Source organism: Tepidiforma sp. (assembly GCF_034432735.1).
GTDB lineage: Bacteria > Chloroflexota > Dehalococcoidia > Tepidiformales > Tepidiformaceae > Tepidiforma.
The window spans coordinates 1-22,416 of the sequence record NZ_DAOUBJ010000032.1 but is presented as its reverse complement, the minus strand read 5'-3'; the positions used below and the strand labels follow the sequence as shown (position 1 = coordinate 22,416).

The 22,416-nt window shown below is 66.3% G+C and carries 23 protein-coding genes; 18 read left to right on the top strand and 5 right to left on the bottom strand.

From position 1 onward, the window contains the following. Nucleotides 1-9: 9 nt before the first annotated feature. The 4 genes from VAE53_RS02805 (at nt 10) to VAE53_RS02790 (ending at nt 6,467) form a co-directional block, all read left to right on the top strand. Nucleotides 10-324 carry a YbjQ family protein gene (locus VAE53_RS02805; RefSeq protein WP_322817857.1) on the top strand — a complete coding sequence of 105 codons (315 nt, stop codon included), beginning with the start codon at nt 10-12 and terminating at the stop codon, nt 322-324. Between the two features lie 71 nt (nt 325-395). Then, on the top strand, nt 396-1,412 hold the full coding sequence (gene gap, locus VAE53_RS02800; protein ID WP_322817846.1) for a type I glyceraldehyde-3-phosphate dehydrogenase: 1,017 nt from the start codon (nt 396-398) through the stop codon (nt 1,410-1,412). 137 nt (nt 1,413-1,549) lie between these two features. After that, nucleotides 1,550-6,094 (top strand): DUF2298 domain-containing protein, encoded by a 4,545-nt coding sequence (locus VAE53_RS02795; protein WP_322817845.1) that lies wholly within the window; start codon nt 1,550-1,552, stop codon nt 6,092-6,094. After that, nucleotides 6,084-6,467: a DUF4157 domain-containing protein gene (locus tag VAE53_RS02790; RefSeq protein ID WP_322817844.1), complete on the top strand. Its 384-nt coding sequence runs from the start codon at nt 6,084-6,086 to the stop codon at nt 6,465-6,467. Before VAE53_RS02795 ends, VAE53_RS02790 begins: the two co-directional genes overlap by 11 nt. 5 nt (nt 6,468-6,472) lie before the next feature. Here VAE53_RS02790 and VAE53_RS02785 read toward each other — a convergent pair whose 3' ends face one another. The 3 genes from VAE53_RS02785 to VAE53_RS02775 are packed head-to-tail and all read right to left on the bottom strand — an operon-like array spanning nt 6,473 to nt 8,057. Beyond that, complete coding sequence (locus VAE53_RS02785) at nt 6,473-6,985, bottom strand: redoxin domain-containing protein (RefSeq protein ID WP_322817843.1); 513 nt, start codon at nt 6,983-6,985, stop codon at nt 6,473-6,475. Further along, complete coding sequence (locus tag VAE53_RS02780; protein ID WP_322817842.1) at nt 6,982-7,239, bottom strand: hypothetical protein; 258 nt, start codon at nt 7,237-7,239, stop codon at nt 6,982-6,984. Before VAE53_RS02780 ends, VAE53_RS02785 begins: the two co-directional genes overlap by 4 nt. A gap of 8 nt (nt 7,240-7,247) precedes the next feature. Beyond that, the gene (locus VAE53_RS02775; RefSeq protein ID WP_322817841.1) at nt 7,248-8,057 is read right to left on the bottom strand and encodes an SAM-dependent methyltransferase; all 810 of its coding nucleotides are present in this window, start codon (nt 8,055-8,057) and stop codon (nt 7,248-7,250) included. 94 nt (nt 8,058-8,151) lie between these two features. Here VAE53_RS02775 and VAE53_RS02770 point away from each other — a divergent pair, with 94 nt between their 5' ends. The 13 genes from VAE53_RS02770 (at nt 8,152) to sodX (ending at nt 20,685) form a co-directional block, all read left to right on the top strand. Beyond that, nucleotides 8,152-8,652 carry a MarR family transcriptional regulator gene (locus VAE53_RS02770; RefSeq protein ID WP_322817840.1) on the top strand — a complete coding sequence of 167 codons (501 nt, stop codon included), beginning with the start codon at nt 8,152-8,154 and terminating at the stop codon, nt 8,650-8,652. After that, nucleotides 8,649-9,359, top strand: coding sequence for a histidine phosphatase family protein (locus tag VAE53_RS02765; RefSeq protein ID WP_322817839.1), 711 nt, complete (start codon nt 8,649-8,651; stop codon nt 9,357-9,359). The genes VAE53_RS02770 and VAE53_RS02765 overlap by 4 nt, the downstream gene beginning before the upstream one ends. Beyond that, nucleotides 9,356-10,096, top strand: coding sequence for a hypothetical protein (locus VAE53_RS02760; RefSeq protein WP_322817838.1), 741 nt, complete (start codon nt 9,356-9,358; stop codon nt 10,094-10,096). The genes VAE53_RS02765 and VAE53_RS02760 overlap by 4 nt, the downstream gene beginning before the upstream one ends. A gap of 9 nt (nt 10,097-10,105) precedes the next feature. After that, on the top strand, nt 10,106-10,474 hold the full coding sequence (locus VAE53_RS02755; RefSeq protein WP_322817837.1) for a LysR family transcriptional regulator: 369 nt from the start codon (nt 10,106-10,108) through the stop codon (nt 10,472-10,474). 25 nt (nt 10,475-10,499) lie between these two features. After that, nucleotides 10,500-12,263, top strand: a complete 1,764-nt coding sequence (gene aspS / locus VAE53_RS02750; RefSeq protein ID WP_322817836.1) for an aspartate--tRNA ligase — start codon at nt 10,500-10,502, stop codon at nt 12,261-12,263. A 138-nt stretch (nt 12,264-12,401) separates the two neighbouring features. Next, nucleotides 12,402-14,066, top strand: a complete 1,665-nt coding sequence (locus VAE53_RS02745) for a peptide ABC transporter substrate-binding protein (protein WP_322817835.1) — start codon at nt 12,402-12,404, stop codon at nt 14,064-14,066. A gap of 3 nt (nt 14,067-14,069) precedes the next feature. Continuing rightward, entirely contained in the window at nt 14,070-15,020 is a 951-nt protein-coding gene (locus VAE53_RS02740) for an ABC transporter permease (protein WP_322817834.1), read from the top strand. Beyond that, nucleotides 15,017-15,994: an ABC transporter permease gene (locus tag VAE53_RS02735; RefSeq protein ID WP_322817833.1), complete on the top strand. Its 978-nt coding sequence runs from the start codon at nt 15,017-15,019 to the stop codon at nt 15,992-15,994. The genes VAE53_RS02740 and VAE53_RS02735 overlap by 4 nt, the downstream gene beginning before the upstream one ends. Nucleotides 15,995-16,067: 73 nt before the next feature. Continuing rightward, entirely contained in the window at nt 16,068-17,360 is a 1,293-nt protein-coding gene (gene tig / locus VAE53_RS02730) for a trigger factor (RefSeq protein ID WP_322817832.1), read from the top strand. Next, a complete protein-coding gene (locus tag VAE53_RS02725) occupies nt 17,357-17,986 on the top strand; it encodes an ATP-dependent Clp protease proteolytic subunit (RefSeq protein WP_322817831.1) in 630 nt (209 codons plus the stop codon). Before tig ends, VAE53_RS02725 begins: the two co-directional genes overlap by 4 nt. A 26-nt stretch (nt 17,987-18,012) precedes the next feature. Beyond that, a complete protein-coding gene (clpX, locus tag VAE53_RS02720; RefSeq protein WP_322817830.1) occupies nt 18,013-19,332 on the top strand; it encodes an ATP-dependent Clp protease ATP-binding subunit ClpX in 1,320 nt (439 codons plus the stop codon). 54 nt (nt 19,333-19,386) lie between these two features. Then, a complete protein-coding gene (locus tag VAE53_RS02715; RefSeq protein WP_322817829.1) occupies nt 19,387-20,247 on the top strand; it encodes a VOC family protein in 861 nt (286 codons plus the stop codon). Nucleotides 20,248-20,262: 15 nt separating this feature from the next. Next, nucleotides 20,263-20,685, top strand: a complete 423-nt coding sequence (sodX, locus tag VAE53_RS02710; RefSeq protein WP_322817828.1) for a nickel-type superoxide dismutase maturation protease — start codon at nt 20,263-20,265, stop codon at nt 20,683-20,685. On the opposite strand, the gene VAE53_RS02705 is transcribed toward sodX, so the two are convergent. Both VAE53_RS02705 and VAE53_RS02700 read right to left on the bottom strand, forming a co-directional pair. Beyond that, on the bottom strand, nt 20,610-21,017 hold the full coding sequence (locus VAE53_RS02705; protein ID WP_322817827.1) for an NUDIX hydrolase: 408 nt from the start codon (nt 21,015-21,017) through the stop codon (nt 20,610-20,612). The two genes, sodX and VAE53_RS02705, sit on opposite strands and share 76 nt — an antisense overlap. A 92-nt stretch (nt 21,018-21,109) precedes the next feature. Further along, nucleotides 21,110-21,658, bottom strand: a complete 549-nt coding sequence (locus VAE53_RS02700) for an NADPH-dependent FMN reductase (protein ID WP_322817826.1) — start codon at nt 21,656-21,658, stop codon at nt 21,110-21,112. 55 nt (nt 21,659-21,713) lie between these two features. On the opposite strand from VAE53_RS02700, the gene VAE53_RS02695 reads away from it, so the two are divergent. Next, nucleotides 21,714-22,416, top strand: a 703-nt coding sequence (locus tag VAE53_RS02695; RefSeq protein WP_322817825.1) for a ribokinase, incomplete at its 3' end; no start/stop codon positions are given.

Below are 22,416 nucleotides of genomic sequence, written 5' to 3'. Positions count from 1 at the left end.
CCGATGGCCATCGTCCTCACCACCACCAACGGCGTCGAAGGCCGAACCGTCACCGACTACCTCGGCATCGTCGCCGGCGAAGTCATCCTCGGCATCAACGTCTTCAAAGACATCGCAGCCGGCTTCCGCAACATCGTCGGCGGCCGCTCCGGCAAATACGAAGAAGAACTTCGCAAAGGCCGCGACGGCGCCCTCGCCGAAATGCTCCAATACGCCCAACAGCTCGGCGCCGACGCCGTCATCGGCGTCAAAATCGACTACGAAACCGTCGGCGGCCAGATGCTCATGATCACCGCCTCCGGAACCGCCGTGAAACTCGCCTGAGCCCCACCGCTGGAACGTTAGTCACCGCAGGTTAGGCTACCGAAACCAACCATCCCAACCGGAGAGAACCCTTGCCAACCAAAATCGGCATCAACGGCTTCGGCCGCATCGGGCGCCAAGTCCTCAAAGCCATCACCGACCGCTACCCCGGCCAGCTCCAGGTCGTCGCCATCAACGACCTCGTCGCTACCGACGTCAACGCCAACCTCCTCAAGTACGACTCCAACTACGGCCGCTGGCATCGCGACGTCCGCGCCCAGCACGATGCCCTCATCATCGACGGCCAAACCGTCCGCGTCTTCGCCGAACGCGACCCCGGCGCCATCCCCTGGGGCCAGGTCGGCGCCCAAATCGTCATCGAATCCACCGGCCTCTTCACCGACGCCACCAAAGCCGCCGCACACCGCCGCGACACCGTCCGCAAAGTCCTCATCTCCGCCCCCGCCAAAAACGAAGACATCACCATCGTCCTCGGCGTCAACCACGACCGCTACGACCCCGCAGCCCACCACATCCTCTCCAACGCCTCCTGCACCACCAACGGCCTCGCCCCCGTCGTCAAAGTCATCGTCGATAACCTCGGCCTCGTCAAAGGCCAGATGACCACCATCCACTCCTACACCAACTCCCAACAGATCCTCGATAAAGCAGCCGGCAGCGACCTCCGCGAAATGCGCGCCGGCGCCCTCAACATCGTCCCCACCTCCACCGGCGCCGCCCGCGCCCTCAAACTCGTAATCCCCGAAGTCGAAGGACGCCTCGACGGCCTCGCCTACCGCGTCCCCACCCCCACCGTCTCCATCGTCGAAGTCGTCGCCCTCACCGAAAAAGAAACCACCAAAGACGCCCTCAACAGCATCATCCAAGAGACCGCAGCCGAAAAAATGAAAGGCATCCTCGGCATCACCATGGATCCTGTCGTATCCATGGACATGAAAGGCGACGAGCGCTCCTCCATCGTCGACGGCCTCTCCACCAACGTCGTCGGCGGCAACCTCGTCAAAGTCGCCGCCTGGTACGACAACGAATGGGGCTACGCCTGCCGGCTCGCCGACCTCGCCGCCTTCGTCGCCCAAAAAGGCATCTAACCGCACCACCGTCACCCCTCGCCCCATCGCAGCGTCCCCGCCCACCGGGCGGGGGCGCACCCACCTCGCCACCAGCACCCCTTTCCCCCTCCATCCGCTCGCCCCGCGTATCCTGTACCGCACCACAGGAGGAGCGTGTGGCCCAACCCGACCCCGCCGTGCCGAACCCCGCGGCCCGCCGGCCCGCCATCCGCCAACACCTCATCGCCTCCCTCCTCCACTGGCGGCTCGGCCTCGCCCTCGTCCTCCTCCTCGGCGCCAGCCTCCGCTTCCACGGCCTCGACTGGGACCAGCCCCCAGAAGCCGATTACCCCCTCCAAATGCACCCCGACGAAAGATTCCTCTCCCTCGTCGCCAACCGCCTCGATTGGCCCTCCTCCCCAGCCGCCTACTTCGATACCGCCCGCTCCCCCCTCAACCCCTACAACGACGGCGAAACCAACTCCTACGTCTACGGCACCTTCCCCCTCTTCCTCGTCAAAGCCATCGCCACCCTCCGTGGCCACGACCCCGCCGGCCCCGACAACTCCTACAACACCACCGTCATCTCCGGAAGGCAAGTCACCGCCGCCTTCGACGTACTCGCCATCCTCCTCACCTACATGCTCGCCAGCGCAGTCGCCGGCCGTCGGGTCGCCCTCCTCGCAGCCCTCCTCTACGCCATCGCCGTCCTCCCCACCCAGCTCGCCCACTTCTGGACCATGGACCCCTTCCTCAACGTCTTCGCCCTCCTCACCCTCCTCCTCGCCGTCCACTGGGTCCGCGCCCAAGGCGCCCGCGCATGGGCCCTCGCACCCGCCATCGGCGCCGCCATCGGCCTCGCCGCCGCCTGCAAAATCAACGGCGCCATCTTCGCCGCCACCCCCATCCTCGCCACCCTCCTCCGAATCGCCCTCCACGACGTCGATCGCCTCGGCGCCACCTGGAACGGCCAGCCCGCACCCCGGCGCCACCGCTCCGCCTGGCTCAACGACCTCTCCATGCTCTGCCTCGCCGGTGCCGTCTCCCTCCTCGTCTTCCGCGTCGCCCAGCCCTACGCCTTCACCGGACCCCACCCCTGGGACTTCGCCCTCGACCAACAGTGGTGGAACGACATCCAGCGCGAACGCGACTTCCAGCAGGGCAACGCCGATTACCCACCCTTCGTCCAGTTCGCCGGCACCACCCCCTTCCTCACCGCCCTCCAGAACATCACCCTCTGGGGCCTCGGGCCCGCCCTCGCCCTCGCCGCCTTCGCCGCCCTCGCCGTCGCCCTCCTCCGAGCAGCCCGCACCCGCGACCTCGCCCTCCTCCTCCCCGCCGCAACCGCCATCCTCGTGCTCGCCTTCTGGGGCCCACGATTCGTCGCCTTCATGCGCTACTTCCTCCCCATGTATCCCGTCCTCGCCCTCTTCGCCGCCTGGGGCCTCGTCACCCTGCTCCAGCACTCACGCAACGGCCTCCACCTCCACCTCTTCCGGAAAACCCTCGCGCTCACCCCACGCCAAACCCGTCTCCTCGCCGCCGGCGCATTCCTCCTCGTCATCGCACCGACCATCTGGTGGGCCCTCGCCTTCCAGCGAATCTACATCGAAGAACATCCACGCATCGCAGCCACCCGCTGGGTCTACACCCACATCCCCCCCGGCAAGGCCATCACCACCGAAATCTGGGACGACCCCGTCCCCTGGGACTTCCCCGGCCGCCAGCCCCAGTACCGCCTCATCGAACTCGACCTCTACCGAACCGATTCCCCCGAAAAGATCCACGAGCTCGTCTTCGGCACCCCCGGCCAAGCCAACCGCACCGGGCTCCAAGGCGCCGACTACATCGCCGTCACCTCCAACCGCATCCGCGACTCCATCCCCAAGCTCGAACGCGAATACCCAGCCACGATCCGCTACTACCAGCTCCTCGATTCCGGACAACTCGGCTTCGAACGCATCGCAACCTTCCGCGTCCACCCATCGTTCCTCCGCATCTCCATCGACGACACCAGCGCCGAAGAATCCTTCACCGTCTACGACCACCCCGAAGTCCGCATCTACCGCAAAACAGCAGCCTTCGACGCCGACCGCGCCTACGCCCTCCTCCTCCAAGCCGGGCCAGAAGCCGCGGTCAACCTCCTCCCACGGCAGGGCCGCTCCAACGGCCTCCAACTCACCGCCCAGGAAGCCGCCATCCAACAGACCGGCGGCACCTTCACGTCCGTCTTCGACGCCCCCCCCTGGCTCGCCCGCACCGCCTGGCTCTGGTGGCTCCTCTGGCTCGAACTCGCCGCCGCCGCCAGCCTCCCTTGGGTCACCTGGCTCCTCCGCCCACTCCCCGGCCGTGGCTACGGCATGGCCAAACTCCTCGGCCCCCTTGCCGTTGTCCTCATCGCCTGGCTCGCCGTCGCCTGGGGCCTCGTCCACTTCTCCAAGCCCTCCGCCTGGGCCGCCTTCGCCGTCGCCCTCCTCATTGGCATCGCCATCGCCATCCCACGTCGCCGCGCGCTCCTCGCCGATGCCCGCCAACACTGGCACTCCTGGCTCGCCGCCGAAGCCATCTTCCTCCTCGCCTACGCCGCCTTCCTCCTCCTCCGCGCCGCCAACCCCGACCTCTGGCACCATCCCCAAGGCGGCGAAAAGCCAATGGAGATCGCCTACCTCACCGCCGTTACCCGTTCCACCATCCTCCCCCCCTACGACCCGTGGTTCGCCGGCGGCAGCCTCAACTACTACTACATGGGCTGGTTCTACCTCGCCGTGCCCATCCGCGCCCTCGGCATCCTCCCCGAATACGCCTTCAACCTCGGTGTCCCCACCTTCGCCGCCACCGCCGCCAGCGTCGCCTTCGCCATCGTCAGCGGCCTCGTCGGCCTCGCCACCGACAACGCCCGCGCAGCCGCCCGCCGCGCCCGCGAACCACTCCTCGCCGGCGCCTTCGCCGCATTCCTCCTCGTCGCCATCGGCAACCTCGATGCCGCCCACCAATGGATCGAGCGACTGCAGTCCCTCGACCAGTGGACGCTCGCTTCCCACATCCCAGTCCTCGGCGGAGCCCTCGGCATCGTCGGCGGCCTCTGGCAGTGGCTCATCCACGGAAGCCCACTCCCGCCGTTCGATTGGTGGCGCAGTTCCCGCGTCCACTTCGGCACCTTCGACATCACCGAATTCCCCTACTGGTCCTTCCTCTTCGCCGACCTCCACCCCCACCTCATGGGCATCCCCTTCTTCACCGGCCTCGTCGCGATCGGCGCCACCCTCGTCCTCGCAGCAGCGCAAGGCCAAACAGGCCGCGCTTGGGCCCTCGCCGCCGTCGCCGGACTCTTCGTCGGCCTCATTCGCACCGTCCACACCTGGGACTTCCCAACCGCCGTCCTCCTCACCGCCTGTGCCATCCTCCTCGCTGCCCTCGTCAGTCCAGCCTCCCCCGAACGGCGTCTCTGGACAGCGCTCGGCCAGCTCGCCCTCGCCGCCCTCCTCGCCATCGTCCCCTTCGCCCCCTACAACGCCCGCTTCGAAACCTTCGATCCCGGCATCGTCCGCGCCCCCGCGACCACGCCCCTCCACCAATTCATCGTCCAATTCGGCATCTTTCTCGCGCTCACCCTCGGATTCATCGCCGTCCGCTGCCGCGAAGAGCTCGAAAGGCGCAACTACCAACCGGGCCGCAACCCCATCCTCGCCATCGTTGCCGGCCCGCTCGAAGTTGCCTCACTCCTCGTCTTCCTGGCCGGGCTCCTCGCCTTCGCCTGGCCCCTCGGCCTCGCCACTATCGCCTTCGCCGCGGTCGGCGAAGCCTTCCTCCTCACCCTCGCCTGGCTCGAGCTCCGCAACCCCGAGCGCAACGTCCCTCGCCTCCTCGCCACCCTCCTCCTCGCCCTCGCCCTCGGCATCGCCGCCGGCGTCGACGTCGTCACCCTCAAGAACGACATCGTGCGCATGAACACCGTCTTCAAATTCAGCCTCCAAGCCTGGCACCTCTTCGCCCTCGGTGGAGGATTCGCCGGCTGGTACCTCGTCCGCTACCTCCTCGCCGCCCAGAAAACAGGCCCCCGCCTCCAGCGAATCGCCTTCCGCGCCGCCCTCGCCAGCCTCGCCGCCATCTTGCTCGCCTCCAGCCTCTTCCTCGTCTCCGGCACCCGCGCACGCCAGCAGGCCCGATTCGGCGACACCCCTCTCACCCTCGATGGCTTCGCCTTCTTCCAGCACGGCACCTTCACCGAACCCCGCAGCGACACCACCACCGCCGACGACGTCACCTTCCGACTCGACGAAGACCTTCCCCTCATCACCTGGCTCCGGCAGAACGTCCAAGGCTCCCCCGTCATCGTCGAAGCCGTCGGCCCCCTCTACCGCTGGACCGGGCGCATCAGCCAATACACCGGCCTCCCAGCCGTCATCGGCTGGGACTGGCACCAAATCCAGCAGCGCACCGATTACGCCCACCTCGTCCAACAACGCCGCACCGAAGTCCAGCTCTTCTACACCGACCCCTCCACCGACGCCGCCGAACGCTTCCTGCGCAAATACCGTGTCCGCTACGTCATCGTCGGCACCGAAGAACGCATCCACGGCACACCCTCCGGCCTCGCCAAATTCACCTTCATGCCCGCCCTCACCGAAGTGTTCCGCAGCGGCGAAAACGTCATCTACGCCGTCGACCAAGAGCGCCTCTTCGCCGATATCCTCGCCCGAGACCTCGCCAATGCGCCCTGAGCCAACCGTCGTCGAGCTCCTCTCCCCCTGGATCCCCCGCCGCGACCTCGAAGCCATGCGCATCGTCCTCGCATGGCCATTCCGCTGGCTTCCCGCGGCCATCGGCATGACCGCGATCACCTTCGCCCCGTTCGTCATCTTCCGCGCCGGCGGCTACCGGCCCACCACAGCCGCCGGGCTCGCCCTCATCGCCCACGAAGCACGCCACATCGGCCAGGTCCGCGAAATGGGCCGCCTTCGGTTCTACACCCGCTACCTTTCGGGCCAGCTTCGTTGTCGCTTCCGCCACGACCGCCACCCCCTCGAAATCCCCTGCATCCAACTCCAACGCACCGTCCGCGCCGCCCTCCGCGAACGCGGCTTCCCCGGCTGAACACCCTAGTCGCCCAGCAGCCCCAGCGCCCGAAACACCCCCTCGAACGCAGCGATGCTCCCCGGATTGAAATGCGGCAACACGAACTCCACCCTCCCGTCCCGCCCGATCACCACCACCCCTCGCCGCGACTTCCGCTCCACCGGGTCCCAGAACCCATACGCGCGCACCGCCTCACCGTAAAAATCGCTGATCAGCGGAAACGGAAAATGGTCCCGCTCCTGGAACTTCGCATGCGAGCCGATACCGTTCGTATTGATCCCGAACACCTTCACCCCCGCAGCACGCAGCGTCTCGAACTCCTGAGCGAACGCCCGCAACTCACTGGTACAGATCGGCATCCCATCGTCCTGGTAGAAGACCAACAGCACCCGCCCATCCCCCACCAAGTCACGCAGCCGCACCGAGAACGGCTCGCCCCCGTCCGGGATCGCCGGAAGCTCGAAATCAGGCGCCACCTCGCCCGGCGTGATCGGCCCGCGGACGAGCGGCTCCTGCCCATTCTTCCCATGGCTCATGGCAGCGGCTCGAAACCCGGCAGCTCGCCCTCCATACCCCGCGTCCCCGCAATAACGCGGATGCGCCCCAACCCCGCACCGTCCGTCAATTGCTCGAGCGCGCGCCGCCGCGTGAAGTACTCGTGCAAATCGCCGCGGACTGCCTCCACCAGCCCCGGCAGCCCCACACTGTAAAGAAACTCCTGCTGCGAAACCGGCCCCCACGGCCGCATCCCCGCCTCCTCCACCGCAGCCAGCAGCTCCGACAGATTCACGTGCGCCGTCAGATCCTGCTCGCCACATGAATGTACGGATCATCGTGCGCCGTATGCCGATAAAAACAGAGCAGCGTCCCCTGCGTCCGCCAGGGAGCCCAAAGCTCCTCCTGCGGATACCCATAGTCGAACACCAACACCGCCCCACGCTCCACCAAACGGCACAGACTGACCATCGCCGGGAAAGCCCCCGGATTCACCTCGAACCGGCCCTCCGTCGGCGCATCGTCCATCGTCGCGATCGGCCCCCGCTCCTCCACGAACCGCTCCCCGTCCCAACGCACATAGATCTCCACCGGTCCCCGTGGCGACCCCTCGAAAAGCCGCACCGGAAACGCATCGAACAGCTCGTTCGCCACCACCACGCCGTACCCCACCGGCTCCACCGGCGGGACCCGCCACTCCACCCGCGGATCATCGCCCGGACTGTGGGGCTCCAAAGCCACATACCGAATCGCCCGCGCAAAATCCGGATCCCGCCCCTCCGCCCAATCGAGCACCGCCCGCGCCAAAAACCCCTCCCCCGCGCCCGGCTCGAAAATCGTGAACGGCGCCGGCCGCCCCAGCCGCTCCCACACCACCCGACACCAGCCCGCCACCGCCCAGCCGAACATCGGGTGAATAGCCGGGCTCGTCAGAAAATCGCCCTGCCGCCCGATTCTCCCCCGCCGCCGGTAATACCCGAACTCCGGGTGGTAAAGCGCCAGCTCCATGAACCGCTGGAACGGGATCGCCCCACCATCCATCTCCGCGACGATCGCCGCGATCAGCCGCGGATTGCCCAAAGCCGCCGTCCCAGGATCCAGGTCCAGCGCCATCACCTCCAGTATGAAGCCCCCCTCCCGGGAGGAGGCAAGCCGCCAACGGTGGTACAGTTCCCACCGTACGAACGAATCAGATTCGAGGCGTCCCGTGCAATCACCACCAGCTTCCGAAAGCGCCGTCGATACCGCCATCCGGCTCTTCGGCGATGTCGTCAACCTCTTCGACCCCCTCCGCTTCCGCGCTTGGGCCGAAATGGGCCTCACCACCGCACAACTCCGCCTCCTCTTCCTCGTCCGCGAAGAACCAGGCGTCACCGCAGGCGAGCTCGCGAACCGCCTCGGCGTCACCCCGCCCACCATCTCCGGCATCGTCGACCGCCTCGTCAAATCCAACCTCATCCGCCGAGAAGACGACGAAATCGACCGCCGCCTCGTCCGCAACTACCTCACCCAACAAGGCGAAGCCACCTGCTCCCGCCTCGAAACCGGCAGCGAAATCTTCACCCGCCGCATCCTCATCGAAATGCACCACCAAGACCTCGAAGCACTCGTCCGCGGCCTCCGCGCCTTCGTCGCCGCCAGCGAATACGTCCAAAAAGTCGAGCCCAACCTCGCCGCCGTCGCCATGCCAGGAGTCAACCTCACATGACCACCGTTCGCCGCGTCCGAACCATCGACCTCGAAAACCCCTTCGTCGAATCCTTCGAAGGAATGGTCGAAATCCTCCTCATCCGCCACGGCGAACAACAATTCTTCGAAAACATCCCCCTCGGCCAAGCCTACGATGCCCCCCTCTCCGAACTCGGCCAAAAGCAAGCCCAAGCCGTCGCCCTTCGGCTCGCATCTGCCCGCCTCGGCCGCGTCTACACCTCCGACATGCGCCGAGCCCACGACACCGCCCGCGCCATCGCCAGCCACCACCACCTCCAGCCCATCGTCCTCCCCGACCTCCGCGAAATCGACCTCTGGCAGCGCGCACCCCAAGACAAAGGGCTCCTCGACATCTACACCCGCGAACAGCTCGCCGACATCTACCGCGAAGTCACCCGCACCCGCAAACACACCGCCTACCCATACTGCGAAGACGTCGAAGCCTTCAAAACCCGCGTCTTCCGCGCCATCGACCACATCATCGAACAATCCATCGGCATGCGGGTCGCCGTCGTCTGCCATGGCGGCGTCATCAACGCCATCCTCGCCCGTGTCTTCGGTTCGCCCTTCGACCACCTCGTCCCCGTCCACCACACCTCCATCTCCGTCATGCGCGCCGCCGACACCCGCCGCGTCATCCTCACCATCAACGACTACTCCCACGTCATGCCCATCCAGTCCTCGCGTTCCGACCTGAACGCATGAGCCGAATCCTCGAACCCTCCCCCACGTGGTTCGAAATCGACCCGGCCTTCTACGCCCACGGCGGCAGCTGCCTCTCCGAAGAAGAACACGCCGCCATCGGCGAGGCCAAAGGCCTACGCGCCATCGTTGGCCCCGTCACGCCCGAAACGCGCGCCGAAGAAGCCCTCTCCCTCGTCAACCTCGGCGCAACCGTCCTCGCCTGGGCCCCCGACGAACCATCCGCGTCCCCCGGCCGCCACCTCGCCACCCAAGCTGGCCTCCCCCTTCACTGGCACATCGGCCCGCTCGAAACCCTCGCCGCCCACCAGCCCGCCACCTTCGACCTCCTCTACCACGGCTGGGGTGGCCTCACCGCCACCCTCGACCTCGACCACTGGGCAGCCACCATCGCCACCCTCCTCACCCCCGGCGGGCGCCTCGTCCTCTACGACCGCCACCCCTTCGCCACCGTCGCCGAACTCCACAAAGGCCTCCTCGTCATCGCCCGCGGCTACTTCCCCTACCGCCCCGGCGACAACCCCTGGACCCTCGGCGACCTCCTCACCGCCCTCGCCACCGCCGGATTCGCCCTCGAGCTCCTCGACGAATTCCCCGGCTCCCAACGCTACCGAACCGCCCTCGACCGCCTACCCGCGCTTCAGTGGGAACAGCGCCTCCGGCTCCCAACCGCCATGCTCATCGCCGCCCACCGCGCCTACCACATCCAAGATCTCGCCGAGCCCACCCCGACACGCTAGCCTGTCCCCATGAGCGAGCTCGTCCCCCGCTGCAAACTCTGGCTCGAATCCGAAACCGGACTCGTCATGTCCGACTACCGCCTGCGCCTGCTCGCCCTCATCGCCGAAACCGGATCCCTCGCCGCCGCCGCCGCCGCCATGGGCCTCTCCTACCGCCGCGCCTGGGGCAAAATCAAAGAACTCGAAGCCAACCTCGGATTCCCCCTCGTCCACTCCGAAGTCGGCGGCGCCGGCGGTGGCCACACCACCCTCACCCACCAAGGCCGCCAGCTCGTCGAAGCCTACAGCCGCTTCCGCAGCCGCGTCGAAGCCGCCGTCACCACCGCCTTCGCCGAAGAGCTCGGCAGCATCGCCCGCCAGCACACCCCCCACACATAAGCCCACCACACGTTACCCTTTCCCCATGCTCAAAGACGCCTACTGCGGCCAACTCCGCCGCACCGACGAAGGCCGCCACGTCACCCTCGCCGGCTGGGTCCACCGTCGACGCGACCACGGCGGCATCATCTTCATCGACCTCCGCGACACCTCAGGCATCGTCCAAATCGTCTTCGATCCCAACACACCCGAAGCCCACGCCGTCGCCCACCGCGCCCGAGTCGAGTGGGTCCTTCGCATCCAAGGAACCGTCGCCCTCCGGAGCCCCTCCACCGTCAACCCAAACCTCCCCACCGGCGAAATCGAAATCATCCCCACCCACTGCGAAGTCCTCGCCGAAGCCCAAACCCCACCCTTCTACATCAACGAACCCGCCGACGTCGACGAACACCTCCGCCTCAAATACCGCTACCTCGACCTCCGCCGCCCCGAAGTCGCCAGCGTCATCAAACTCCGCCACGAAGTCGTCCGCTTCATCCGCGACTACCTCACCTCCCGCGGCTTCACCGAAATCGAAACCCCCACCCTCATCAAAAGCACCCCCGAAGGAGCTCGCGACTTCCTCGTCCCCGCCCGCATCCGCCCAGGCACCTTCTTCGCCCTCCCCCAGTCACCCCAGATCCTCAAACAACTCCTCATGGCCGCCGGCTTCGAAAAATACTTCCAGCTCGCCCGCTGCTACCGCGACGAAGACTTCCGCGCCAACCGCGTCGCCGAACACACCCAGCTCGACCTCGAAATGGCCTTCGTCGACGAAAACGACGTCATGGGGCTCATCGAAGACCTCTACATCGAAATCCTCACCCGCTTCGGCAACGCCAAACTCCCCTCCCGCACCATCCCCCGCCTCACCTACACCGAGTGCATCGAAAAATACGGCATCGACCGCCCCGACCTCCGCTACGGCCTCGAATTCATCGACATCTCCCAGCCCCTCCGCACCACCAGCTTCCAAGTCTTCGCCCAAGCCCTCGCAGCCGGCGGCCAAATCAAAGCCATCCGCGTCGAAGGCAAAGCCGACATGAGCCGCCGCGAGATCGACCAACTCACCGAAATCGCCCGCGCCAGCGGCGCAAAAGGCCTCGCCTACATCGCATTCACCCCCAACGAAGCCCGCTCACCCATCGCCAAATTCCTCACCCCCGAACAACTCGCCGCCATCCGCACCCTCACCGGCGCCCGCGACGGCGACATCCTGTTCATCGTCGCCGACCAGCCCAACATCGTCGCCCGCGCCCTCCACGAAATCCGCGACGAGCTCGGAACCCGCCTCCAACTCAAAGACCCAACCGTCTACCGGATGGCCTGGGTCACCGGCTTCCCCCTCCTCGAATGGCGACCCGAAGAAAACCGCTGGGACGCCACCCACAACCCCTTCTCCGGCTTCCTCCCCGAGCACGAACCCCTTCTCGACACCGACCCCGGCGCCGTCATCGCCCGCCAATACGACCTCGTCCTCAACGGCGCCGAAATCGGCGGAGGCTCCATCCGCATCAACAAGCGCCACCACCAAGAAAAAATCTTCACCCTCATGGGCTACTCCCCCGAAGAACAACAAGAGCGCTTCGGCGTCATCCTCGAAGCCCTCACCTACGGCGTCCCCCCCGAAGGCGGCGTCGGCATGGGCATCGACCGCCTCATCATGTCCCTCGTCGGCACCGAGAGCATCCGCGACGTCATCGCCTTCCCCAAAGCCTCCTCCGGCGTCGACCCCCTCATGGGCGCCCCCGCCCCCGTCGACCCCAAACAGCTCGAAGAACTCGGCATCCGCCTCATCGCCCCCGCGTAAAGCCCCCTTTCCCCACCCCATCGCCACCCGCAATCCCCCCAGCCCGCGCCGGCGTGTACCCTAATAGGCCATCCGGACCACCAACCGCCACACCGCCCGGCCGAGTCCGGCAAACGCCGCCGCAAGAGAGAGTGCCCGATGTCCAACCGCATGCTCGCCCTCATGATGGGCGTCGTCGCCTTCCTCATCCTCGCCGTCGGCATCGTCTTCGTCCTCGCCCTCGCAGGCGGCGGCAACGACAACACCAGCAACACCCCCGCCAGCGGCGACGACTCCCGCCCCAACACCGCCGGCGGCATCTGCAGCGGAAAAGCCCTCATCGTGCCCGGCTCCCAGCCCAACACCGTCCTCGACCCCATCCAAGTCGTCGACGTCTCCACCAGCGAATACGTCGTCGAAATCTTCGGCGGCCTCGTCACCCTCGACCCCAACCTCCAAGTCGTCCCCGACATCGCCGAGCGCTGGGAAATCACCAACGGCGGCCGCACCTACACCTTCCGCCTCCGCGACAACGTCGTCTTCCACACCGGCAACCAGCGCCGCGTCACCGCCGAAGACATCAAATACTCCATCGAACGCGCCGCCGACCCCGCCAACGCCTCACCAACCGTCGTCGCCTACCTCGGCAACATCGTCGGCCTCAAAGACCGCTTCCAGGGCAAAGCATCCTCCGTCTCCGGCGTCAAAATTATCGACGAACGCACCATCCAGATCGACCTCCTCGAGCCATCCGACTACTTCATCTACGAACTCACCTACCCCGTCTCCTTCGTCGTCGACCGCCAACAAATCGAATCCGACCCCCGCAACTGGACCCGCAACCCCAACGGCACCGGCCCCTTCCGCCTCGCCGAATTCAAACCCGCCGAACGCATCCGCCTCGTCAAAAATCCCCGCTACCACCTCGGCGCACCCAAACTCGACGAAGTCATCTTCCAGCTCGGCGGCGGCTCCCTCCTCACCCAATACCAAAACGACGAAATCCACATCACCCCCGTCCCCGCCTCGCTCCTCGACTCCATCCGCGATGGCTCCAGCCCCTTCGCCAAAGACTACCGCTCCTACCCCGGCCTCGCCACCTTCTACTTCACCCTCAACCCCAACAAACCCCCCTTCGACGACCCCAAAGTGCGCCAAGCCTTCGCCCTGTCCATCGACCGCGAAACCATCAACACCGTCCTCCTCTTCGACTACTACCAAGTCGCCAACGGCATCGTCCCAGGTGCCATGCCCGGCCGCGCCCCCAACATCCAGACCTACCCCTACGACCCAGCCCGCGCAAAACAGCTCCTCTCCCAATCCAAATACGCCAGCAACATGCCGCGCATCATCCTCACCTACGCCGGCTCCGGCGCCGCCCCCGGCGACCTCCTCGTCGCCATCCAAGAAAACTGGCAAGCCGTCCTCGGCGTCACCGTCGAGCTCCAAGCCGTCGACACCGCCGCCTTCCTCCGCGAACAACGCCAAGGCAACTTCCAAATCCAGAGCGACGGCTGGTCCGCCGATTACCCCGACCCCGAAAACTTCCTCGGCAAACTCTTCGCCAGCGACAGCCCCCTCAACTACACCAAATACCGCAACCCCGAAGTCGATACCCTCCTCCAGCAAGCCCGCATCGAAACCGACCGCGAACGCCGCTACCGCCTCTACGGCCAAGCCGAACAAAAAATCATCGACGACGCCTCCATCATCCCCACCTTCTGGTCCGTCGAACACCAGCTCGTCAAACCCTGCGTCAAAGGCCTCCCCGACGCCCCCATGACCATCCCCAAATACCGCTACGTCCAGATCCAGGAGCCATAAACCGTGGCACCGGGGCTCGCCGGCTACATCGCACGACGGCTCCTCTGGGCAATCCCCGTCCTCTTCGCCATCTCCATCATTGTCTTCTACATCCTCCGGCTCGCCCCCGGCGACCCCGTCGACTCCCTCCTCGGCCAACGCTACCGCGAAGAAGAAGCCGCCCTCATCCGCAAAAAATACGGCTACGACCAGCCCATCCACATCCAATACATCAAATACCTGCAACACCTCCTCCAGGGCGACCTCGGCGTCTCCACCCGCCACCAATCCTTCACCGTCACCGAAATCATCCTCCCCAAAATCTGGGTCTCCGCCCGCCTCGGCCTCATCGCCCTCACCATCAGCTTCCTCCTCGGCATCGCCGCAGGCATCTACGCCGCCCTCGCCCGCGGCACCTTCCTCGACCCACTCACCATCTCCTTCTGGCTCGCCATCGACGCCATCCCCATCTTCGTCGCCATCCCCTTCCTCCAATGGCTCTTCGCCATCCGACTCGACCTCGTCGGCCTCAGCTGGCAAGGCTTCACCAGCCCCAACATCATCCTCCCCATCCTCATCCTCGCCCTCCCCGGAACCGCCGGCATCGCCCGCTTCGTCCGCGCCTCCGTCCTCAGCGTCATCCGCGAAGACTACATCCGCACCGCCCGCGCCAAAGGCCTCCCCGAACGCATCGTCATCCTTCGCCATATCGCCCGCAACGCCCTCCTCCCCCTCATCACCATCATCGGCCTCTCCCTCCCCGGCGTCGCCGGCGGCTCCCTCATCGTCGAACAACTCTTCGGCATCCCCGGCATCGGCGCCGAAAGCTTCGAAGCCGTCCTCGCCCCCGACTTCGACGTCATCCTCGCCCTCGTCCTCTTCGGCTCCATCCTCTTCATCCTCGCCAACATCCTCATCGACATCCTCTACGCCATCATCGACCCACGCATACGCCTCGGAGCCCAACGCGGATGAGCACCGCCATCCCCGCCCAACCCGTAACCCTCGAAATCACCGCCCCCTCCCCCCGCCGACGCTTCCTCCGCCAACTCCTCCGAAAAAAACTCGCCATCCTCGCCATCGCCTACCTCCTCATCTTCTACACCTGCGGCATCTTCGCCCCCCTCATCGCACCCCACGACCCCTACCACCAAAACCTCACCCCAGGCGCCACCCGACAGGGCCCCTCCGCCGAACACTGGCTCGGCACCGATGCCCTCGGCCGCGACCTCGCCAGCCGCGTCATCTACGCCACCCGAACCACCGTCGTCTTCACCATCGTCGTCCTCATCAGCGGAAGCCTCGTGCTCGGCCTCGGCCTCGGCCTCCTCGCCGGCTACCGCGGCGGATGGATCGATACCCTCATCATGCGCGTCGGCGAAATCCTCGCCGGCCTCCCCACCCTCCTCCTCATGCTCGCCATCACCGCCGCCTTCCGAACCCGCATCAACGACATCGCCTTCTGGCTCCAAGACCATACCCCCCTCGGCAACGACGCCCGCACCTTCGTCAAATTCAGCATCATCGTCTTCGCCACCGTCCCCTTCGCCTGGATAGGCACAAGCCGCATCGTCCGCAGCCAAGCCCTCGCCATCCGCGAAGAAACCTACGTCCTCGCCGCCGAAGCCATGGGCGCCTCCACAGCACGCATCATCACCCGCCACATCCTCCCCGGCGTCCTCCCCCTCTTCATCGTCGGCGTCTCAGCCGGCATGGCCGGCACCGCCGGCGCCGAAGTCACCCTCAGCTTCCTCGGACTCGGCATCGACCCCCCCACCGCCAGCTTCGGCTCCCTCATCGCCGCCGGCGCCGGGCCCCAAACCTTCGAACGCTACCCCCACCTCCTCCTCGCACCCGCCATCCCCGTCACCCTCTTCTTCTTCGCCTGGAACCTCCTCGGCGACGCCCTCGTCGACCTCCTCGAACCCCGCACCGCATCCCTCCGCTGAACACCGCCCACTCCCCCGCCCAGCCCCAGCGCGCCACTTTGGTATACTCCAACACGGAGGAACGATTCATCCCGTGAAGGTCACCCTAGAGCGGCTCCCCGAAAGCCGCGTTCAGCTCCAAATCGAAGTCGACCAAGAACGGCTCGAGCAATCCCTCGACGCCGCCTACCGTCGCATCGCAAAGCGCAACCGCTTCCCAGGCTTCCGCCCCGGCAAAGCCCCCCGCGCCATCGTCGAACGCGCCTACGGCCGCCAGGGCCTCATCCGCGAAGCCCTCGATACCCTCGTCCCCGACATCTACAACGAAGCCATCGAAGCCCAAGACGTCCCCGCCATCGGCCAACCCGAACTCGAAATCGACTCCCTCGAGCCACTCCGCTTCAAAGCCATCGTCCCCGTACGCCCCACCGTCCAACTCAACGACTACCGCAGCATCCGCATCCAACCCGAACCCGTCGAGGTCACCCCCGAACTCATCGACCAGCAACTCCAACAGCTGCGCAAACGCCACGCCACCCACGCCCCCGTCGACCGCCCCGTCCAGTGGAACGACATCCTCCTCGCCGACATCACCGCCACCATCGACGGCGAAGAAATCCTCCGCGACGATCGAGCCGAATTCCAGCTCCACGAAAACCAAACCCTCTTCGTCCAAGGCCTCGCCGAAGCCTTCCTCGGACTCGAAAAAGGCAAATCCCGCACCTTCCCAATCACCTTCCCCGACGACTTCCACATCGAACGCCTCCGCGGACAAACCGCCACCTTCACCATCACCCTCCACGAAACCAAAGAAGAACAGCTCCCCCAACTCGACGACGAATTCGCCCAGAACATCGACCCCGACCAGTTCCCCACCCTCCAGGCCCTCCGCGACCGCATCGAAACCGACGTGCGCCGCACCCTCGAAGAAGCCGCTGAAAACCGCTTCCGCGCCGCCGCCGTCGACAAACTCGTCGAAATCGCCACCATCGAATACCCCCGCCTCCTCGTCGAACACGAAATCGACCACCTCATCCGCGACGCAATGGGCAACGACCGCCAACAATACCTCGCCTACCTCCAGACCATCGGCCGCACCGAACAGGAGTTCCGCGAGACCTGGCGCCAAGCCGCAGAAACCCGCGTCAAACGCTCCCTCGTCCTCGAAGCCCTCGCCGAGGCTGAAGGGATCCACGTTTCCGCCGAAGAGATACAACAGGAGCTCGATTCACTCGTCGCCCCCATGGGCGACGATGCCGAACGGTTCCGCCAACTGTTCGCCACCGAAGAAGGGGTCGCCACCATCCGCCGCAACCTCCTCTCGCGGAAAACCCTCGAACGCCTCGCCGCCCTCGCCCGGGGCGAACACCAGGAGGAACAGGCATGACCCAGCAGCTCCCCCACATCCACCCCCTCATCCACGACGTCATCCCAACCGTCATCGAATCCGGCCCACGATCCGAGCGCGCCTTCGACATCTTCTCCCTCCTCCTCAAAGAACGCATCGTCTTCCTCGGGACCCCCATCGACGACCAGATCGCCAACCTCATCGTCGCCCAGCTCCTCTACCTCCAGCGCGAAGACCCCGAAAAAGACATCTCCCTCTACATCCACTCCCCCGGCGGCGTCATCACCGCCGGCCTCGCCATCTACGACACCATGCAACTCATCGAACCCGACGTCTCCACCATCGCCGTCGGACAAACCGCTTCCATGGCCACCGTCCTCCTCTGCGCCGGCGCCAAAGGCAAGCGCTACGCCCTCCCCAACGCCACCGTCCACATGCACCAGGCCCTCGGCGGCGCCCGCGGCCAAGCCGCCGACATCGAAATCGCCGCCAAAGAAATCCTTCGCAACAACGAAATCATCCGCAACATCATCGCCAAGCACACCGGCCAGCCCGTCGAACGCGTCACCCGCGACTTCGACCGCGACTTCTACCTCGACGCCGAAGGTGCCAAGGAGTACGGCTTCGTCGACGAACTCCTCCGCCCCGTCGCAGAGACCAAATAACCCAACCCAGAGGGGACACCATCGCCTTGGCAACCAACCGAACCAACCGCGTCCAGTACCACTGCTCCTTCTGCGGCAAAAGCCAAGACCAAGTCCGACGCCTCATCGCCGGGCCCGGCGCCGTCTACATCTGCGACGAATGCGTCGACCTCTGCCGCGAAATCATCGACGAAGAAAACGGACAGGCCGCCACCGGTTCCGGCTCCCGCCAAACAGGCATCACCCTCCAAAACGTCCCCCCACCCCGCAAAATCTACGAACACCTCAACGAATACGTCATCGGCCAAGAACAAGCCAAAAAAGTCCTCTCCGTCGCCGTCTACAACCACTACAAACGCATCGGCCAGCCAGCCGATGGCGACATCGAACTCGAAAAATCCAACATCCTCCTCGTCGGCCCCACCGGCGTCGGCAAAACCTACCTCGCCAAAACCCTCGCCAAACTCCTCGACGTCCCCTTCTCCATCGCCGACGCCACCGCCCTCACCGAAGCCGGCTACGTCGGCGAAGACGTCGAAAACATCCTCCTCCACCTCATCCAAGCCGCCGACTTCGACATCCAAAAAGCCGAACGCGGCATCATCTACATCGACGAAATCGACAAAATCGCCCGCAAAGCCGATAACCCCTCCATCACCCGCGACGTCTCCGGCGAAGGCGTCCAGCAGGCCCTCCTCAAAATCATCGAAGGCTGCATCGCCAACGTCCCCCCCCAAGGCGGCCGCAAACACCCCCACCAAGACTTCCTCCAGATCAACACCTCCAACATCCTCTTCATCTGCGGCGGCGCCTTCGAAGGACTCGAACACCACATCGAAAAACGCCTCACCCGCGACCACGTCCGCCTCGGCTTCCAGGCCGCCCAACGCTCCGGCCTCCGCGGCCAAAAGCGCAAAGACGAACTCCTCTCCCACGTCACCCACGACGACCTCCTCGAATTCGGCCTCATCCCCGAATTCGTCGGCCGCCTCCCCATGGTCGTCGGCCTCCAATCCCTCGACGAAGACGCCCTCGTCCGCATCCTCACCGAACCCAAAAACGCCCTCGTCAAACAATACCAACGCTACTTCGCCATGGACGGCGTCGAACTCGTCTTCACCGACGACGCCCTGCGCGCAGTCGCAGAACTCGCCATCAAATACAAAACCGGCGCACGCGGCCTCCGCACCGTCCTCGAAGAAACCCTCATGGACGTCATGTACGAAATCCCCGGCCGCACCGACATCAAAAAATGCGTCGTCAACGCCGACTGCGTCATCAACAAAACACGCCCACTCCTCCTCACCCGCGGTGGACAGGCCGTCGACATCACCACCCCCGGCGAAAGCGTCCGCGAACCAGCCTGACCTCGCCCTGCCCCAGCACCCAACCGTGTGGTTCAATACCACCCGGAGGTGCCCATGCTCACCCGCATCGACCGCATCCAGCTCGTCGTCCCCGACCGTGACGCCGCCGCCCAGCGATTCCAAGCCCTCCTCGGCGCCACCGTCCTCTCCCACGACGCCTCCGCCTTCCTCGCAGCCCGCCGAACCACCCTCCAGGCCGGCCAAACTCTCATCGAACTCCTCACCCCATCCGGTCCCGGGCCCGTCCAGCAATTCGCCGACCGCTGGCAACAAGGCCTCTACGGCGTCGGCTTCGCAACCCCCTCCCTCGAAGCCATAGCCGCCCGCCTCCAGGCCAACAACGTCCCCTTCGTCGCCGAACATGGCGCCCTCTACCTCGCCGAAGCACCCTTCGGCATGCCCACCGTCATCGTCCCCGAACTCCCCCGCCAGCCCGTCGGCCACATCCGCTCCATCTACGAAATCACCAACCCCGTCCCCGACTGGCGCCAGGCCGCCGACTACTACACCCGCATCTTCGGACTCGACTCCACCCGCCACTGCCCCATCCGCAGCCAGCTCTACGGCTACGAAGGCGTCCTCACCCTCTTCGATCCCCCCAACCGCCTCGACCGCATCGAAATCACCCAAACCTTCGGCGGCGGCGCCATGGACCGCTTCTACCAAAAACGGGGCCCATCCCTCTACATGTGCTACCTCGAAACCGACGACGTCCCCGGCCTCGAAGCCCGCCTCCAAGCCCTCGACCTCCCTTACGCACCCGGCGAAGGACGCCCGCCCGGCACCAACATCTTCATCCACCCCCGCGCACTCTTCGGCATGCTCGTCGGCGTCTCCAAAACCAACTTCGCCTGGCTCTGGAGCGGCCGACCCGACCTCGCCGGCGCCCCCGCCGGAACCCCCCTCGTCCACTGAACCACACCCCACACCATGCGCAAAGCAGCAATCCTCATCGCCCTCCCAGCCACCTTGCTCATCCTCGCCACCCGGCGACTCGCCCGCATCGAAATCGTCGGCCCCAGCATGCACCCCGCCCTTCGCCCCGGCGATTGGGCCATCGTCGACCGCCGCGCCTACCGTACCCACCCCCCACGCCCAGGCGACATCGTCCTTGCACACCACCCCCACCACTACGACCGACTACTCGTCAAACGCGTCGCCCGCGTCCACCCCGACGGCTCCCTCCACCTCCAAGGCGACAACCCCGACCAGAGCACCGATAGCCGCCACTTCGGCCCCCTACCGCCCTACCTCGTCGAAGGTCGAGTCCTCGGCCGCTACTGGCCCTGGCCCTCCATCGCCAGGCGGCGGAGCACCAGCCCATCCGTCGGAAACGCCAGCTCCGGCGGCTGAGCCGGGTCGAACCAGCCAACCTCGCACAACTCGCCATCCACCTCCTGCCCAGCTTCCCCCACCACACGGCCGCTGAACCAAATGCCGACCGTCAATCGGTCCGCGTCGTGAAAATTCGAATGCACCTCGTACACGCCATCCAACACCACTATCAGCCCCGTCTCTTCCCGAAACTCCCGGATCGCCGCCTCGCGCACATCCTCGCCCCACTCCAGCCGCCCACACGGAATACACCAAAGCCCCGCTCGCCGGCCGGCCGCCCGCCGCCCCAACAGCACCCTCCCCGCCCCGTCCCGAACGATCACCGCCACGCCCACACCCGGGTAGCGCACCTCCCGGTACCCACAACCTCGACAAGGAACCGTCGGGTCGACAGGCCCGCCATCCAGCCGACACCCACACCCCGGGCAGAATCGCCATCCGCTCACGGCACCCAGAGCCTCCCCTCCGCCCGCAATCGCACCAGCCGCAGCAACACCGCCACCGCCCGCTCGATCGCCTCCGATACCTCCGGGTCCGCCGGCGCATCGCCCCTCCCCCAACGCTCCCCCGCACGCGAAATCACCACATCCGGCACCCCCGCGATGCCCCCAATATGGCGCAGCACCCGCGTCACATCCGTCCCGCCCGGCTCCGCATCCCCACCAGCCACCGCGATCACCATGAACGGCTTGCCCGCCGCCTCCGGCGCATCGATGAAATCCAGCGCATTCTTCAGCCCCCCCGGGATCGCGCCATGGTACGAAGGTACCGCCACCACCAACCCATCCGCCGCCCGGCAGGCCGCTTGCCATTCCCCTACCGTCGGCGGATACGCCTCGGGCGGCCGCCCGTCCAACAGCGGCAGCTGCCCAATGTCGAACGTCGAACAGCGCGCCCCCTCCGCCTCCAGCCGCCTCGACACAAAAGCTAGCGCACGCTCCGCCGTACTTCCGCGGCGAATCGCCCCATTGATCCCCAGAATCTGAACCATGGCGCCAAGCCTAACGCCCCGGCACACCCAAGGCGAGCCGCCGTACACTTCCACCGTGGTTCGCATCGCCGTCGTCGGCTCGCTCATGATGGACCTCGTCGTCCGTGCACCCCGCCCCGCGCTCCCGGGTGAATCGCTCATCGGACGATCCTTCGCCACCTTCGTCGGAGGCAAAGGCGGCAACCAGGCCACCGCCGCCGCCCGCCTCGGCGCCCAAGTCACCATCGTCGCGGCCGTCGGCACCGACCCCTTCGGCGAAACCATCGTCGCCGCACTCGCCGCCGAAGGCATCGACACCACCCCAATCCGCCGCACCACCGAAACCGGCACCGGCGTCGCCGTCCCCGTCGTCTTCGACGACGGCACCAACCTCATCTACGCCCTTCCGCGGGCCAACCTCGCCCTCACCCCCGCCGACGTCGAGGCCGCAAGCCCCGCCATCGAAGCAGCAGACATCCTGCTCGTGCAGTTCGAAATCGCCCCCGAAGCCACCCTCGCTGCCCTCCGCATCGCCCGCCGAGCCGGCGTCCGAACCATCCTCAACCCGGCCCCCATCGCTCCCCACCCCGCCGACGTCTTCCCCCTCGCCGATATCCTCGTCCCCAACGAAGTCGAAGCTGCCGCTCTCTCCGACCTGCCCGGCGCACCTCCCGCCCAACAGGCCGCCGCCCTCGCGCGCCTCGGGCCCAGCGCCGTCATCATCACCCTCGGCGAAAGTGGCGCACTCGTCCTCCCTGCCGCCGGCGCCACGCCCACCC